Annotated in this window: 12 protein-coding genes; 10 read left to right on the top strand and 2 right to left on the bottom strand. The window is 61.1% G+C overall.

Annotated features, from left to right (window positions below):
* Nucleotides 1-225: 225 nt before the first annotated feature.
* Entirely contained in the window at nucleotides 226-1,266 is a 1,041-nt protein-coding gene (locus ASG25_RS09665; RefSeq protein ID WP_244479363.1) for a LacI family DNA-binding transcriptional regulator, read from the bottom strand.
* Nucleotides 1,267-1,372: 106 nt separating this feature from the next.
* Here ASG25_RS09665 and ugpC point away from each other — a divergent pair, with 106 nt between their 5' ends.
* The 9 genes from ugpC to ASG25_RS09615 all read left to right on the top strand — a co-directional run bounded on the left by ugpC (nucleotide 1,373) and on the right by ASG25_RS09615 (nucleotide 12,671).
* On the top strand, nucleotides 1,373-2,488 hold the full coding sequence (gene ugpC, locus ASG25_RS09660; protein ID WP_062472933.1) for a sn-glycerol-3-phosphate ABC transporter ATP-binding protein UgpC: 1,116 nt from the start codon (nucleotides 1,373-1,375) through the stop codon (nucleotides 2,486-2,488).
* A complete protein-coding gene (locus tag ASG25_RS09655) occupies nucleotides 2,485-3,399 on the top strand; it encodes a sugar ABC transporter permease (RefSeq protein WP_244479361.1) in 915 nt (304 codons plus the stop codon). The genes ugpC and ASG25_RS09655 overlap by 4 nt, the downstream gene beginning before the upstream one ends.
* 2 nt (nucleotides 3,400-3,401) lie before the next feature.
* On the top strand, nucleotides 3,402-4,250 hold the full coding sequence (locus tag ASG25_RS09650; protein ID WP_062472931.1) for a carbohydrate ABC transporter permease: 849 nt from the start codon (nucleotides 3,402-3,404) through the stop codon (nucleotides 4,248-4,250).
* Between the two features lie 74 nt (nucleotides 4,251-4,324).
* The gene (locus tag ASG25_RS09645) at nucleotides 4,325-5,641 is read left to right on the top strand and encodes an extracellular solute-binding protein (RefSeq protein ID WP_244479360.1); all 1,317 of its coding nucleotides are present in this window, start codon (nucleotides 4,325-4,327) and stop codon (nucleotides 5,639-5,641) included.
* Complete coding sequence (locus tag ASG25_RS09640; protein ID WP_244479359.1) at nucleotides 5,560-8,526, top strand: glycoside hydrolase family 2 TIM barrel-domain containing protein; 2,967 nt, start codon at nucleotides 5,560-5,562, stop codon at nucleotides 8,524-8,526. Before ASG25_RS09645 ends, ASG25_RS09640 begins: the two co-directional genes overlap by 82 nt.
* 921 nt (nucleotides 8,527-9,447) lie before the next feature.
* Nucleotides 9,448-10,308 (top strand): YsnF/AvaK domain-containing protein, encoded by an 861-nt coding sequence (locus tag ASG25_RS09635; RefSeq protein ID WP_062472927.1) that lies wholly within the window; start codon nucleotides 9,448-9,450, stop codon nucleotides 10,306-10,308.
* 516 nt (nucleotides 10,309-10,824) lie between these two features.
* Entirely contained in the window at nucleotides 10,825-11,223 is a 399-nt protein-coding gene (locus ASG25_RS09625) for a hypothetical protein (RefSeq protein WP_062472923.1), read from the top strand.
* 3 nt (nucleotides 11,224-11,226) lie between these two features.
* The gene (locus ASG25_RS09620; protein ID WP_062472921.1) at nucleotides 11,227-11,649 is read left to right on the top strand and encodes a hypothetical protein; all 423 of its coding nucleotides are present in this window, start codon (nucleotides 11,227-11,229) and stop codon (nucleotides 11,647-11,649) included.
* Between the two features lie 47 nt (nucleotides 11,650-11,696).
* The gene (locus ASG25_RS09615) at nucleotides 11,697-12,671 is read left to right on the top strand and encodes a CBASS cGAMP-activated phospholipase (protein ID WP_062472919.1); all 975 of its coding nucleotides are present in this window, start codon (nucleotides 11,697-11,699) and stop codon (nucleotides 12,669-12,671) included.
* A 428-nt stretch (nucleotides 12,672-13,099) separates the two neighbouring features.
* Here ASG25_RS09615 and ASG25_RS09610 read toward each other — a convergent pair whose 3' ends face one another.
* Entirely contained in the window at nucleotides 13,100-13,282 is a 183-nt protein-coding gene (locus tag ASG25_RS09610) for a hypothetical protein (protein WP_062472917.1), read from the bottom strand.
* Nucleotides 13,283-14,087: 805 nt separating this feature from the next.
* Here ASG25_RS09610 and ASG25_RS09605 point away from each other — a divergent pair.
* Nucleotides 14,088-15,635 (top strand): FAD-dependent monooxygenase, encoded by a 1,548-nt coding sequence (locus tag ASG25_RS09605; RefSeq protein WP_062474423.1) that lies wholly within the window; start codon nucleotides 14,088-14,090, stop codon nucleotides 15,633-15,635.
* Nucleotides 15,636-15,698 lie beyond the last annotated feature (63 nt).

Here is a 15,698-nt window from a genome sequence, read left to right as displayed (position 1 = left end):
CAGGGAACCTGCTATCACGGGAACCTGGCAACACAAACGCCTAATCAACTCGTCCACGTACGCGATCGACTCTGGCCCACGCTGGAAGCGAACGGGAATAGAACGGTTGCCGAACACCGCTACGGACCATCGGATACGGGTGTTTGACGACTCCTTGACGCGCTGCCGACGGAGTTGACCACCGAGCAGGTAGGCGGCACGCCGGCGACGACTGCACGGGACCGTTCATGTTCCGCTCTTCCTGCCTGTATCAAATCCTGTGTTGCGGATCGAGCCGCGTACAACGAGCTCGCACTCCATCTTTATCTTCCGGTGCTTCACCGCGACGGCCGGGGAGGCGGCGCCGTCCAGAAGTGTCGAGACCGCCCATCTACCCATCGCCTCGTGCGGCAGGTTGATCGTCGTCAAAGGGGGATCCATGTCCTTCGCGAACACCTCGTCGTCAAACCCGACCACCGAAATGTCTTCCGGCACCCGTAGCTTCCGCGCTTTGATCGCATCGTAAACGCCCAGCGCCATGCGGTCGCAGTAGCAGAATACGGCAGTGGGCGGCTCGGCGAGGTCCAGAAGGGCCTCCATCTGCTCTCGGCCCGACTGCATCGTCCACCCACCTGATCGAATAAGCACGGGATCCACGGCTATGTCGTATGTCGTAAGCGCCTCACGGTAGCCTTTTTCCCGGTCTCGCCCCGCTTCGATCCACTCCTCGCCGTTTATCATCGCGATACGACGGTGACCGGCCCCGAGCAGTGCCGAGGTCGCGGTGAATCCCCCGGCGACGTCCGCAGGTACAACCGACGCGACGTGCCCTTTGGCGGGATAGCAGTTGAGGAAAACCGTGGGGATGGCCTGCAGCCGCTTCGGCAGATCGATAGCCTGCGTGATAACGCGGGCGTAGATGATGCCGACCATCGGCCTGCCGCCCAGATACTCGATGGCCGCGTCTTCGGTGTCCGGGTCTCCGAACGTCGGAATCGCGACCAGAAGGTGATCGGTTTCGGCGGCTTCGCTTCGCGCTCCTTCAATCAGCGATGCCGAGTGCTGAGACGACAACAGACCGTTGATCAACATGCCGATGATCCCGCCCTGCGGTCGATGCACCTTCTCGTAGCCGAGCTCTCGCGCCGCCTGCATCACCTTTTCCCTGGTGACAGCGGATATCCTGGTGGTCGGTGCGTTGTTCATGACCAGCGAAACCGTCGCCTGCGATACGCCGACCGCCGCGGCGATATCGTACATCGTCGCCTTTTTGCCGTTCCTGCTCATCGAGACTTCCAACATCGCTATTCGGTGATGACGATTGCATAACCGCTTCCGATCAGTTATGAAACTCATAAGATAACTAATCTCAACGTGCTTCTGGGAGGATGCGGTGGCCGGTGTGAGCTTGAAAAACGTGACGAAACGCTATGGCGCGCTTGACGTGATCCACGGCGCGTCGCTTGAAATCGCCGACGGCGAGTTCGTCGTGTTCGTCGGTCCTTCCGGCTGCGGTAAATCGACACTCCTCAGGATGATCGCGGGCCTGGAGCCCATCACCGGAGGCGCGCTCTCCATCGGCGGACGGGTGGTCAACGACGTCAGCGCCCGCGATCGCGGCATAGCCATGGTCTTTCAGAGCTACGCGCTTTATCCGCATATGACGGTGTCCGAAAACATGGAGTTCGGCCTCGTCAACGTCGGTACCGCGAAGGACGACATCAGGAGGCGCGTGTCCGCCGCGGCGGAGACGCTGCAGATCACGCATCTCCTGAACAGGAAACCGAAGGACATGTCGGGCGGTCAGCGGCAGCGCGTCGCGATCGGCAGGGCGATCGTGCGTCAGCCGCAGGTTTTCCTGTTCGACGAGCCGTTGTCCAACCTCGATGCCGCCTTGCGGGTGCAGATGCGCACGGAACTCGCGAAGCTGCACCGGAAGCTTGGTGCGACGATGGTCTATGTAACCCATGACCAGACCGAGGCCATGACGATGGCCGACAGGATCGTCGTCCTCAGAGCAGGGGTGATAGAGCAGGTCGGCACGCCGCTCGAGCTGTATGAGAGGCCCGCCAACGCTTTCGTGGCGGGCTTTCTCGGGTCGCCGAAGATGAACCTGCTTCGTGGCACGGTCGATGCCTCGAACGGTCCGGTGTCGGTCATTTCGCTAGGTTCTTCCGGATACGTCCAGGCGCTCTGCCGCGCAGACGCGCAGCTGTCCCGAGAGGACGTGACGGTGGGTATCCGACCAGAGCATCTGAAACTGGTCGCATCCGGAGGCAACTTGTCGGGGACCGTCGAAGTCGTCGAAAACCTGGGGAACCTGTCTTTGGTCTATATCGGTCTCGCCAGCGGCGAGACGATCGTCTGCGAGACGCGCGGGCAGGGGCCGAGGCCGGGAGAGCGTGTCGAACTCATGGCGGACGCGGGAGCGGTCCATGTATTCGACAAGTCGGGAGAGGCGGTCGTCGATCACGTTCTTAAGGCTGCGGCGATGGGGGATATGGCATGACATCCGCTCGTACGTCCGTCGCCGCAGCCGAAATGAATACGCACACCGGGTCGAGGAGGGACTGGATCGTCGCCTACCTCTTCCTGCTGCCGTTTCTCGCCGTCTATCTCGTCTTTCTCGTCTATCCGCTTTTCAGCGGATTCTGGATAAGCCTGCATGACTGGGAACTCGTCGGGAATTTCCGCGAATACATAGGGTTTCAGAACTACCGGGATCTGTGGGCGGACGTTCTGTTCTGGAAAACGATCCGTAACACGGCGTTGTTCGCGTCGATCACGGTTCCTTGCATGACCGCTCTGGCGCTTGCGCTGGCTCTGGCCGTCAGGCGTCCGGGACGTCTTTACGCCGTACTGCGTGGCGTCTTCTTCGCGTCGTCCGTGTTCTCCGTGTCGGTCGTGACGTTGGTCTGGCGGATGGTCCTAGACGGAGACCGCGGCCTGCTGGCCAACTTGTTTCGTTCGGTCGGCATTCGGCCGATCGGATTTCTAGGCGAACCTTTCTGGGCGATGCCGTCGCTGGCGGTCGCCACCCTCTGGTGGGGCGTCGGACTCCCTATGGCGTTGTTCATCGCGGCGCTGAACCAGATACCCCAGGACATCTACGAAGCCGCCGAACTGGATTTCGCGTCGAGATGGAAAGTGCTGCGGCGTATCACGCTTCCGGGAATCAAGCGCACCTTCGTCCTGGTATTGGTGCTCCAGATCGTCCTGCAGTTCCAGATGTTCGGGCAAGCCCAGCTCATGACCAAGGGCGGCCCTGCCGACCAGACACGGACAATCGTTCAGTACATCTACGATACCGGGTTCCGCGACTGGCAGATCGGCTACGCGTCCGCGATGGCGGTCGTGCTCTTCGTCCTGATGTTTTCGATCTCGATGGTTCAACTCTGGCTCGGCAGCAAGGAGGATTGACTATGGCTACAGCTACATCCGACCGGAAAAGCGCGTTCACCGTTTCGAACGCCCTCGCTGCGGTCGTCGTCGTCGTGGCGGTCCTCTGGCTGATGCCCGTGGTCTGGGTTCTCGCGATGTCGTTCAAACCCAATTCCGAACTGATGCGCTCGACGGCGGGATTTCTACCCATTCCGTTCACGCTCGACAACTACGCCGGTCTCCTCTCGCTTTCGGCCACACCGAACTGGCTGTTCAACAGCCTCATCGTCGCCGTCTCCATGACCTTGCTGACGCTGGCGCTCGCGTCGACGGCCGGGTACGCGTTCGCCCGCCTCGAGTTCCCCGGCCGCCGCATCCTGTTTGTCTTCGTGCTGGCGGGACTTATGGTGCCCGAACAGGCGGTGTTCATCCCTCTGCATGCCCTTTTCTCGTCATGGGGGTACCATAACACCCATACCGCGCTGATCGTACCTCGTCTCGCTGTCCCTATGGGCGTCTTCCTGATGACCCAGTTCTTCCGAGCCGTCCCGCGGGACATCGAGGAGGCGGCCGAACTCGACAACGCAGGCAGGCTGACCATCTTCCGCAAGATAATGCTGCCGCTATCCTACCCGGCGCTCACGACACTGGGTCTTTTCACGTTCCTGTATGCCTGGAACGATTTCCTGTGGCCGCTCGTCTCCGCCACGGACAAAGAGATGTACACGATCACCGTAGGCCTCGCCTCGATCCAGGGGAACTTCGCAGAGACGGAGGGCCTGGGTTCCGTCATGGCGGCCGCGGTGTTCGCAAGCGCGCCCGTCGTGCTCCTGTACCTCGTTTTTCAGAAATACATCGTGAGCGGCGTCTCCATGGGCAGCTCCAAGTAGGAATTCCGCCGACGTCGGAGGACGCGGCGGACGACGACGGAATCAATCCGTCGGCAACAACCGGAGGAAAGAAAGTGCGTAAATTGACTCTCGCTTCGCTGCTGTCCGCGACCATGCTCGTGTCCGCCGCGCCGACCCACGCGGCAGACGTGAAGCTGTTCCGCTTCTTCGGGGACTGCGCCGGCGACTACGGCAGTGTCACGGACGTGAGCAAGGCCAATGGCGAATGCGGCATCATCCAGGCGCTGACCAACAAGTTCAACGCCGAAAACAAGATCGGCGCCAAGGTCGTCACGCAGACCGTCGACTGGAACGCTTACTACGACCTCCTGTCGGCGACGTACACGACGGGCAATATTCCTGATGTCGCCATCATGCATCGAAGCATTCTGCCGAACTTCGTGAAGCGCGACCTCCTGACACCTCTGAAGGGACCGCTCACCAAGGCTGGCGTGGATTTCGCGGATTACGTGCCTGCGGCGGCGGACGCGGTCACCGTCGGCGACGAGGCCTACGCGATGCCTTTCGACATCCATGCCCTCCTGGTCCACGTCAACGTCGATCTCATGAAGAAGGCAGGTCTGGTGGATGCCGCCGGCGACCCGATCCTGCCGAAAAGCGCCGCGGAACTCATCGAGCAGGGTAAGAAGTTCAAGGAGGCCACTGGCAAGACGTACATCGGCATGGAATCCGACAGCAAGGCCGCGATGACCGTGCGTGTCTTCAACAGCCTCGTGTGGCAACAGGGCTCGGATCTTATCGCTCCTGACGGCAAGAAAGCCACTCTCGACACGGAAGCCGGCAGCAAAGCCGCGTCGCTCGTCGACGAGATGTACAAAGCCGGCCTGGTCAACAAGGAACAGGACTACGCGGGATCCGAGCAGGCGTTTCTGAACGGCGACACGGGCCTGCTCTTCAACGGGACGTGGGGTGTCGACAACTACGACAGTCAGGCCAAGGGCGGAAAGGCCGGATTGAAAAGCTACAAGGTCGCCAATTTTCCGAACCTGTTCGGCACTCCCGCGGCTTGGTCGGATAGCCACCTCTGGACCGTTCCGGCGAACCCCGAACGGAAACCGGAGGTCGAAGAGGCGGCCGTCGCGTTTCTCAAGTTTCTGAACGACAACAACTTCCAGTGGGCGCGCACGGGGCATCTTTCCGTACGCAAGTCCGTCATCGCCTCCGAGGAGTTCAAGAAGCTGCCGCATCGGAGCGAATACGCCGAGACCGCGACGATCGCCCATGCGTTTCCGGCCGTACAGAACCAGCGCGCGATCCAGGATGTAATGATCACCGAACTGACGTCGATGTGGCTCGCGGGCAGAACTCCCGGCGAGGCGCTGACGAGCGAGCAGCAGCGCGTCGACCAGATCCTGCGCAGGAACCGCTGAAGCCCCGCCGTCCCGAGCGGAGGACGGCAACTGCCGCAGGTCGGCCTCCCACGGCCTGCGGCAAACTCTTCTCAAAGAAAACGGATGACAATATGACGACCCATACGACGGTCCGCGAACCCATGACCGACGTGGAAACACGCCCGCGCATATCCCTCGACGGCACCTGGAGCTTCAAGCACGCACAGCACCCGGACTGGACGACGATCACGGTGCCGCTTCCGTGGCAGGCGGCGTTCGATGATCTACGCGACGTCGCGGGCCGGGCGGCCTACAGCCGAGAGTTCGCTGTTCCGGAAGAATGGAAGGGCAGGACCCTGGTCCTCGCCTTTGGAGCGGTCGGCTACTTCTGCACCGTGTTCCTCAACGGGCACGAGGTGGGGAGCCATGAGGGAAGCTATCTGCCATTCGAGATCGTGCTGCCTGCGGATTGCCTTCTAGACCTCAACAAGCTCGAGGTCCTTGTAGTCGCGCCGACAGGCGACGCCGCGGAATATCCCGAGTTTCCGTTTTCGGAGATCCCGCACGGCAAACAAAGCTGGTACGGCATGCTCGGCGGTATCTGGCAGTCCGTTTTCCTCGAAGCAAGGCACCGCAGCCACATCCGTCATGTCGATGTCACTCCGAACCTCGAAGCCGGTACGGTCGGATTCTGCGCAGACCTCAGCCCCCGGGACGCGACGCGTCTTTCGGCTAGGGTATTCGACGGCAGCGGCGTGCAGGTAGCAGCCGCCGACTTCCAGATAGGGAAGGATACAGCCGCGTTCGAGGGAAGCGTCGTCGTTGAAGGCGCGCTGCCGTGGTCGCCGGACACCCCTAATCTCTATCGTTTCGAAGTGTCTCTGCGGAGCGACGGCATGCTCTTGGACAGCGTCGGCAAGACGATCGGTTTCAGGACGTTCGAGACGCGCGGGGGTCAGTTCTTTCTCAACGGGAAGCCGTTCTATCTGCGGGGCGCCTTGGATCAGGACTACTATCCGCGGACAATCAGTACGCCCCCTTCGCTGGAGTTCCTTGAAGACCAGTTCGGCAAAGCGAAGGCACTCGGGTTGAACTGCATCCGCATGCATATCAAGGTGCCGGATCCACGCTACTACGACGTCGCCGACAAGCTGGGCATGACGATCTGGGCGGACCTTCCGAACGTGGAGATATTCTCTCCGAAGTCGTCGCAGCGGCTTCTCGATACGATGGAAGGCATGGTCAAACGCGACCGCCATCACCCGTCGATCATTATCTGGACGATCATCAACGAGGATTGGGGAACCCGCGTCCGCGAGGAGCCCCAACACCGACAGTGGCTTCTGAAAACGGTCGACTGGTTGAAAGCCCTGGATCCGACGCGCCTTGTGGTCGACAATTCGGCATGCGGGCCCAATTATCACGTGAAGACGGACATCAACGACTACCATTACTACCGTACGGTGCCCGAGCTGCGAAGCGAGTGGGACGCGCTCACGAACGAATTCGCGAATTCCGCCGGCTGGACCTATTCCCCCCACGGTGACGCTGTCCGCAGCGGCGACGAGCCGCTGGTCGTCTCCGAATTCGGCGTCTGGGGCCTCCCGCATATTGCCGACCTCGTCGACGATGAGGGTAACGAACCGTGGTGGTTTGAAACGGGAGTGGGTCAGAGCGACGGGGTCGCCTATCCCCACGGAATGCTGTCCCGCTTCAACGGGTTTCGTCTCGGACGGGTGTTCGGCACGCTCGACGATTTCGCCGAGGCGGCGCAGTGGTATCAGTATCAGAACTTCAAATACGAGGTCGAGAGTCTCAGAGCCGAAGCCAGCATTGCGGGTTATGTAGTGACGGAACTGACCGACGTGCACTGGGAGCCTAACGGTCTTATGGACATGGAGCGCAATCTCCGCGTTTTCAGCGATCGGTTCTCTTCTTTCAACACCGACATCGTGATCGTTCCGAAAGTGGAGCGGTTCTCATGGTGGTGTGGCGAAGCGATGCCTGTGAGCCTCAGTGTAGCGGCGGGAGGCAGATCGGTCGGGGGTGGCACGTTGTCATGGACGATCGCCGGTCTCGACGACGGGGGGAGCGTCGAAGTGCCGGAGGTGGCGCCCCTCCAGGTCCTCAAGCTGCCGCCTCTGGGCATCAGCCTCCCAGACGTCGACCGGGCTCGAATGTTGGAAGTTGTTTTCGAGCTTACCGATCGCCAGGGGACGTGCGTTTCGCGCAACTCCCTGGCGCTGGCGGTTCACCCGAAACGAACGAAGCCAGCTGTCAGCGTGTCGATCGCGTCCGACGACGAGAACGTTCGCGGCCACTTCGCCGGACTGGGATATGCCATCCTCGGCACGGAGGACGCAGATATCTTCGTCACGAGGAATCTAGACGAGCGACGCATCGACGAGATACGGCTCGGCAGGAAGGTTCTCCTTCTCGCGGAGCACGCCACAAACGGATATCTACGAACCGACGCACCGCCGCGAGAGCCTCCGGGCCTGAAGCTGCACGACGAAACTCCCGGTATTCCTTCGCCGCCCTATTTCTCCTTTCCCGGGCACGGCCTTGTCGATCGCAGGGGTACGATGTGGAACGGGGATTGGGTGACGACATTCAGCTGGTTGGCTCGGACCGGGCCATACGCAGCCCTGCCTGGCGGCCCCATGATGGACCTGACCTTCGACCGCGTTGTTCCAAGAGCGGTCATGACGGGGTTCCGGCCGTGGGAGTTCGATGCCCGGGTGAAGTCAGGGGTGGTGGCAGGATGGATTCACAAGGCCGCTGCGACCATCCTGGAAAAGCCCTATGGCGATGGAATGCTTTTGGCGACGACTTACCGTCTTTTGGAGGACCGTCCCGGTTTCGACCCCACCGCGACCGTCCTTCTCGAGGCACTTCTATCGGACCTCGCATCGCACGGGTGATGTGATCCACGAGCGTCAGCCGGCCAGCTCGGGCGGCTGACGCTGTCGTCGTTTGCACAGCAGTCGAAGAGGCGAGTTCGGCCAGGAGCCGCCGAGGGTCGCCGGGGACCGATACCGTACCCCTGAAAACCGCCTGTGCATCTTGAAGCGGCGCAAATCGATTATCGCATATGTCTTTGCCTGCGGACCGTGAACCGCAGTCCGAATTGCGTCCTCGATACGTTGCGCCGCCCTCTACGAGTACACGCACAGGCTCTCCGACATCGCTCGGTGTCGTCGAACCGCAATGCGCCGGAAAGCCACCGGCGCAGGCGCATGAAGAAGGTGTCCTCCTTCCGCGTACCGATCGCCGTCTACCCAATCCAGGCATTTGACGCAGGGTCGATGGCGAACGCCACGACAGAACGTTCAGTGCGGACGGAGACGCGTCCGATTCCATTCGTCCGCATAATCCGAGAGAGAGTGAGAGAGAGCTCAGCGATCCTTTCAGCAGGTGGCAGTGGAACTATTCGTCGCCGGTTTACTTGTCCCGACGGAAGCAGTCGCGCGACATGTCCAACGAGCCAAAGACGATGCTTTGGCTTTTTGTACATTCGATCGGCAAGACAGAGCGGTTTGCGCAAGCGGCTTCGTTTGATCGCAGACCGAACCATCGTTGCGAAAGGGGCCTTCGAACAGTCCACCGCTACTCATCATGAGCCTGAACAAGCGGATTGATGTTATGGAACACGTGGATCTTGCTTTTTCTGCCGGGTGAGCGCCGCAACTCGACGGCGAACGCGACGCACTGCCTGTCTAGAACGGGCCAGCGCGAGCTCGACCCGGGTTCGGAAGGCAGCGTGCCCGACGTTGGGCATTTTCGCATCGCCGCGCACGACGCACTTTCACCAATCAACAGAACCGGAAACTGAGGAAACTTTCATGACGTACACCGAGACCACCAACCACGCCTCTACCAGCACGATCACGGCTTTTTTCGACGAGCGGTCCGAGGCCGAGCATGCGGTCAGCCGTCTTGTTGACGCCGGCGTTTCACGGGACAGCGTGACGATAGTCGCCGGAGAAAATGGTGCCGGGACAGATGCGAGCTCGACGGAGCACAAAGGGTTCTGGGAGACGCTTGGCGACTTCTTCTTCTCGGACGACGATCGTCATGTTTACGCCGAAGGAATTCGCCGCGGCGGATATCTGGTCACGGTGACGGGACACGGCTCGGCTCACCATGACCGTATTCTGGATATTCTGGACGACGAAGGCAGCATCGACCTCGATAATCGCGTGGAAGCCTGGGAAGCCGAAGGATGGTCGCGCACGGCATCAGCGGCGGCGACGTCGACGGCGGGATATACCGGGACTCGCGCTTCGGCCGGCACTACGTCCACGCTCGAAGCGGATGGCGAAGAGGTCATTCCCGTAGTCGAGGAAGAACTGCGCGTGGGCAAGCGTGACGTAAACGCCGGACGTGTTCGCGTGCGTTCCTACACCCGCGAGATTCCCGTCTCCGAGAGCGTATCTCTCCGCGACGAAAACGTGCAGGTTACCCGTCGAACGGTCGATCGTCCGGTGACGGGTACCGAGAATGCTTTCGTTGACCGCACCATTGAGGCGGAAGAGCATCGCGAAGAAGCCGTCATTTCCAAGGAAGCACGTGTCGTCGAGGAGATCGAGCTTCGTAAGACAGCAGAGCAGCGCGAGCAGACCGTCACAGACACCATTCGCAAGACTGAAATCGAAGTCGACGACAGCCGGACCGATGGCACTGTAGGTTTCCGTAAGGACTAACGCGAACGCATCGGCGGCTTGGCTGCCGCTGCGGCAGATCTTATCACGTTTGGACCACCGTCACGTTTTACGAAAACGTGACGGTGGTCTTTGCTCGAAGAATTACCAGAACTAGAGTGCAACTGCCATCGGACGTCTGGCCGCTGAACAAAAAGAATAGCCGCGTTCCTATGGAGCACCTCCGCATGATCATTGCCCTTCAATAACTGAAGAAGCAACGAGCAGAACGCTACCGTTCGGACTGGCAAGGTGCATCGAGCTCCGTTCTGGAGCGGCAAGCGATAGTCGACGAAAACTGGAGGATGTCAGCAAAGGCATCGGCCGCCAGCGGATTCGTTCTTCGGACACTCAAGGAATTTGGGCGGGCGATTACGACCGCGGATTTCGCCTATGTTGTCGCCCGCGACAACAGGCTGGGCGAAGACGACGCGAGACTGCGCCTAAACGCGTGGCCATCTTTCTTGACAAATGTGGCCATCTATCCCATTGTGTCCTTGAACAGGTGGAGATGCTGACATGGACGCGAGGATACTCAAACAGGTGCAGGTGGCCCGCAATGTCAGCAGACAGGAAATCACCGACGGGCTCGTGGAAACCATTGTCCAGATCGGGGGAGATCCTCTGACCGTCAGAAAGGCCAAGGACGAGCTGAGCGCAGTGCTCGGCAGAGCCCGAAACGGCATTCCGCAAGTCATCGGCAATATCAAAAAGGGCGATGATATCGCGGTCGTGATCTCCGTCAAGGATCTAGCGGAACTCGTTACCGCAGCGCGCCAGCAGGAGACCTTCGGGGAGGCGCTCGACGCCATCGGCTTCAAGCCGTATTCCGGTGGACGCGTCATCGTCGGACAGGGACGCAAGCGCGAGCGCCTGCAGCGCAACGGCAACGCTTCCAGCGCGAAGATGGCCCTCTGACGCATGTTCCTGCTCTCGACTCAGGCGTTGATGGATATCATCTGCGAAGATCCCGACGTGACTGCGTGGATCCGCCCGGTGAAGGCGCAGGACATCCATGCTAGCGTCGTATCGGTTGCCCACGTCCAAGCCGAGATCCTCTCTACACCAATCGAAGAGGGCCGAGAGGTTATGGATCTCGCGCTCAGGGCCTTCGTGTCCTTCGCCCGCAGGAACAACGCCCTCGAACTCTTCGATGAGGGGGCGGGGTCCGTCTTCTCACGAATCGCCCAGCTCGACCTCCGGGTCGATGACGACGAGGATCTCGGCGACATGTCCCGCATGGTCGTCGCCACGGCCATCGACCGCAATCTCGTGCTGATCGAGGGAGCGCAGCAATATCACGGTGAGATCGACGGTCTTCGTGTCGAGGACCCATACAGATGAAGGCTGTGAGGCGCTTCCGACGAACAGGTGGAGGCACCTCCCCGGGCGTGGCGCCTTTCCAAATCCTTTCGCTCTCGGGCGGAGGGTATCGGGGACTGTTTTCCGCGATCATCCTCGAGGATCTCGAAAACAAGGCAGGAAAGCCGCTCCGCGAATGCTTCGATCTCGTCGCCGGCACGTCGATCGGCGGGATTCTAGCATGCGGCATCGCAACCGGGGTTCCAGCGGAGCGTATTCGAAGTGAGTTCGAGCGCCTCGGACACCGCGTGTTCGAGAGAAAACGCGTGTCTCTTATGGGCAGGCATCTCTTCGAGGTGCCGCCTCTCGGCGTCTTGTCCGCACGCTACTCGCGCGTCGGCCTTGAAGAGGCTGTCGACGGCGTTCTCGGCGACAAAGCCGAGATCAGTCTCGCCACCCTTTCCAAGCCGCTCATCGTTCCCGCGGTGAGCGCCACGACCTCGGAGGCCGTCGTCTTCGAGAGCGGCCGCAACGCCGGAGCAAACGGCGATGTATCCCTTAGGGATGTCGCATTCGCAACGTCGGCCGCGCCGACCTTCTTCCCGGAGCACCACATCGCTGGCAGGAGTCTCGTCGACGGTGGCATCATCGCGAACGCGCCCGACATCGTCTCGGTCATCAAGGCCATGACCACTTTCGGACGCAAGGCGGACGAGATCAGGCTCCTTTCCATCGGAACGACGGGCGCCCCTACGGGCGAGGTCTACAAACCCAACCGCTCGTCTGGAATTCTCGGCTGGACGATGGCCAGAAACCTGTTCGGACTGACCGTGGCGGCCCAGCAAAACCTTGCGGTCTCGCTTTCGTCCGACCTCCTCAGCCACCGGGCCGTGCGCATCGACTATGCGGCCGACCACAACCGCGGCAAGGTCATCGGTCTCGACAAGGCTGGTTCGACCGCCAGCGACGCGCTACGGGGTTTGGCGGTGCAGGCGCTCGACAGTGCATTCAGGGCTAACGGGGGGACGATCAAGTCTATGCTGCGGCATTCGGCAGGACATTGACAGCTTTCTGCTCGCACGGGCCAAACTCGAAGCGCCCAACCATGGCTCCCGCATCTTCATCGGCGGCGGTTTCCAAGCGTGAAGGTCCGGCGATGAGGCGAGAGCAGGGAGTGCGGGCATGCTCGGCAGTCCAAGCGGCCGATCGCATTACGTTCGTTCCGAATCCAGGAATTCGGAACTGGTGGCAGTCGCTACCTGATTCCGGACTTTTCCGTCCGCAACCGGTCTCTCGGGCGCGGCGAAGCTTGAACTCAACAGGTCGACTGCAGGCACTCGAGACGAATTTCCAATATTGGTCCTGACCCTTTCCCGATCGGCCGGCAAAGCCACGACACGAACTCAAGGCGTACGGCTCCGACCGAACTGAGCGTTCCCGAGTCTAGCGTGACCAGTGGGCACGTCACATACGGTACGAACAGATCGTCTGATCATCCGTCAGAAGGCCCGTCGTCGGCAGGACCGGCTGCGCGCAACGCTCGAAGTCGCTCGGTCTTCTTACGACGTTCTTCCGCTTCGTCGCTGATCATGGCCGTGACAACGACTTTGGTCTGGTAGATGTCTCCGAGTGCAGGCTGGCCCTTTGCCCTACGCTTCTTCTGGATATCCGTCATGTCCGTCTCTCAGAACTTACAACGCGGCAAGAAGCTATCGTGCCCGATGCGTGCGTCAAGATCCAAAAACCGAGCATTCCGCGAGAAGACTTAGGGGCGGCGACGTGGCTGCCGTCCCATACCCGACCGGCTGATGGCAGGGATCGATCTCCCGATACGCGAGGCTCCCGGCCCGCCACGTCAAGCGCCATTTGAACCGAATTTCGGCACCGTCACGCCAGGCTCGGCATTCGGCCACCCCGCCTGCCGTTGGCCTCGTCGTGTCGTGATCGTCGCGGAGCGGCGCCCGTTCGGGGGTGTCGCCGTGATGGACGGGATCAACATGCAATCTGCGATGCCACCGTAGACGGACCCGGCCGCAGCTGAACAAGGCAGGCCGATGCGAAAGCAATCTTCATCAGCGCGTTCAAGAGTGTCCGTGAAAGCTATCTAGGCCGCATGCCTTGCCGCAATGCTGAATCGTGCAGCCGTGGGCGCGTGCCGGGGCCCGCGGTCGATCGGTCGAAATCTAATGCGGCGGGTTCGTCGTTCAAAACGGGCGGGCCGGACCTAAACCCCAATGCGTTGTCCGTGACAGACATCGCGACAGCTTGTGCCGGCGGTTCAAGTCCGTTAGGACCGGGCTGTCGAAAAAGGCTGATTTGGTGTGGTCTAGCCCAAATCCTTTCGGAAACGAAAGCTCTGTCCATGTGTTGCGCATGAGTCCCACGACGAGCAACGGATGCCGCCCGGCATCCCGGTGTTCGTCCGTGCGGTCGTCGGATCGACGAACTGCTCCGGTCGGAACACGACGGTGGAGCGCTTGATGAACAACCTCAACTCAATCTACGATGTCGTAATAGCGGGAGCGGGACCGGTAGGACTGTTTCTGGCGAACGAGCTCTGTCTTGGCGGTGCCGCGGTTCTGGTGCTGGAAAAAACCGTCGATCAGCGCAACAGCTTCAAACGGCGTCCTTTCGGTGTGCGTGGGCTCTCTGCGCCCAGTGTGGAGGCATTCTACCGCCGGGGCATGCTTTCGGAAATCGCGAAGCCATTGGATCACCCGACGAACGAGGTCGACTTGTCGCTCGCTGCGCACCGGCTGCATCAGCCACGGACACCGGCCGGCCATTTTGCCGGCATCCAGTTCTTCCAGGATAAAATCGACGCACGCAAGTGGCCCTATCGTCTTGAAGGTCCTGCCGGCATCCATCTCGGCACGACACTCGAGCAGGTGGAGGCCGTCCTTGCAGCGCACGCACGGTCAGCAGGCGCTAGAATCCTTTATGATCACGCCGTGACCGATTTCCAGCAGTCGTCCGACGGCGTGGTGGTCACGGCGGGTAGCTCGACCTTTCAGGGGCGATGGCTTGTCGGCTGCGACGGCGGCCGTGGCGTTGTACGCAGGGTTGGAGGGTTCGAGTTCGTCGGGACCGACGCCGAGTTTACCGGTTACTCGCTCCTCGCCGAAATCGCGCACCCTGATCCGCTCCCCGTCGGCAGACACTATACGCCAGAAGGGATGTTCAATTACCAAGCGCCGGACACGATTTCGATCGCGGACTTCGACGGGGGCGCGTTCCATCGCACGCAGCCGATCACGCTGGAACACGTACAGGCGGTCCTCCGCCGTGTCAGCGGGTTGGAAGTCACGCTTTCGAACCTGCGCCTTGCGACGACCTGGACGGACCGCGCCTACCAGGTGACGTCTTACCGAAACGGCCGTGTGCTGCTTGCGGGGGACGCTGCCCATATCCATTCTCCTTTGGGCGGCCAGGGCCTGAATCTGGGGCTCGGCGATGCCATGAACCTTGGCTGGAAGCTCGCTTCCACCGTCCGCGGAACCGCACCGGAAGGCCTTCTTAACAGCTACACGGCAGAAAGGCATCCGGTCGGGGCGCGGGTTCTCGACTGGTCACGCGCACAAGTTGCGGTCATGCGGCCAAGCCGAAGTTCGAGAGCGCTCGAAGCGATCTTCCGCGACCTGGTCGAGACCGGTGACGGCGCGACCTACTTCGCCGAACGCGTATGGGGTCTGCGCCTGCGCTACGAGTTGGGCAGCGGCGACCCGCTGATCGGCTCGAGCGCCCCGGACTTCGAGTTTGTAGACGGCGGCAGGCTCGGCGACCGTTTGCGAAAGGGCAACGGTGTCTTGCTGGATTTCAATGCCGGTTCTCCCCTCGCGCGACATCAACTCGGCGGATCTGTCGAGTATCTATGGGCCGACGTGGAGGACCGCCTTGGACTTTCGGCACTACTTGTGAGGCCGGACGGTGTCGTTGCGTGGGCGGCGCGGGGAGCTGCCGATTACGAGACTTTCTCACAAGCGGCGCAGCGCTGGTTCCGCCTCGACGGCGGAAGGGAGAGAACATGAAGTGTCCGCGGCCAGTTTTTCGGCAACACCCAATTTCCCGGGTTCCGCCAGCTGCGGTCTCCG

This window comes from Rhizobium sp. Leaf384, assembly GCF_001424065.1.
In the GTDB taxonomy this organism is placed as follows: Bacteria; Pseudomonadota; Alphaproteobacteria; order Rhizobiales; family Rhizobiaceae; genus Ferranicluibacter.
Note: the sequence above shows the minus strand (reverse complement) of the source record. Positions and strands in the feature narration are given on the sequence as shown.

Bases quoted from the DNA above. Each gene is read 5' to 3' on its own strand.
- ASG25_RS09605 (WP_062474423.1), top strand. From the start codon at position 14,088: ATGAACAACCTCAACTCAATCTACGATGTCGTAATAGCGGGAGCGGGA.
- ASG25_RS09635 (WP_062472927.1), top strand. From the start codon at position 9,448: ATGACGTACACCGAGACCACCAACCACGCCTCTACCAGCACGATCACG.
- ASG25_RS09610 (WP_062472917.1), bottom strand. From the start codon at position 13,282: ATGACGGATATCCAGAAGAAGCGTAGGGCAAAGGGCCAGCCTGCACTC.
- ASG25_RS09620 (WP_062472921.1), top strand. From the start codon at position 11,227: ATGTTCCTGCTCTCGACTCAGGCGTTGATGGATATCATCTGCGAAGAT.
- ASG25_RS09665 (WP_244479363.1), bottom strand. From the start codon at position 1,266: ATGAGCAGGAACGGCAAAAAGGCGACGATGTACGATATCGCCGCGGCG.
- ASG25_RS09625 (WP_062472923.1), top strand. From the start codon at position 10,825: ATGGACGCGAGGATACTCAAACAGGTGCAGGTGGCCCGCAATGTCAGC.
- ASG25_RS09650 (WP_062472931.1), top strand. From the start codon at position 3,402: ATGGCTACAGCTACATCCGACCGGAAAAGCGCGTTCACCGTTTCGAAC.
- ASG25_RS09655 (WP_244479361.1), top strand. From the start codon at position 2,485: ATGACATCCGCTCGTACGTCCGTCGCCGCAGCCGAAATGAATACGCAC.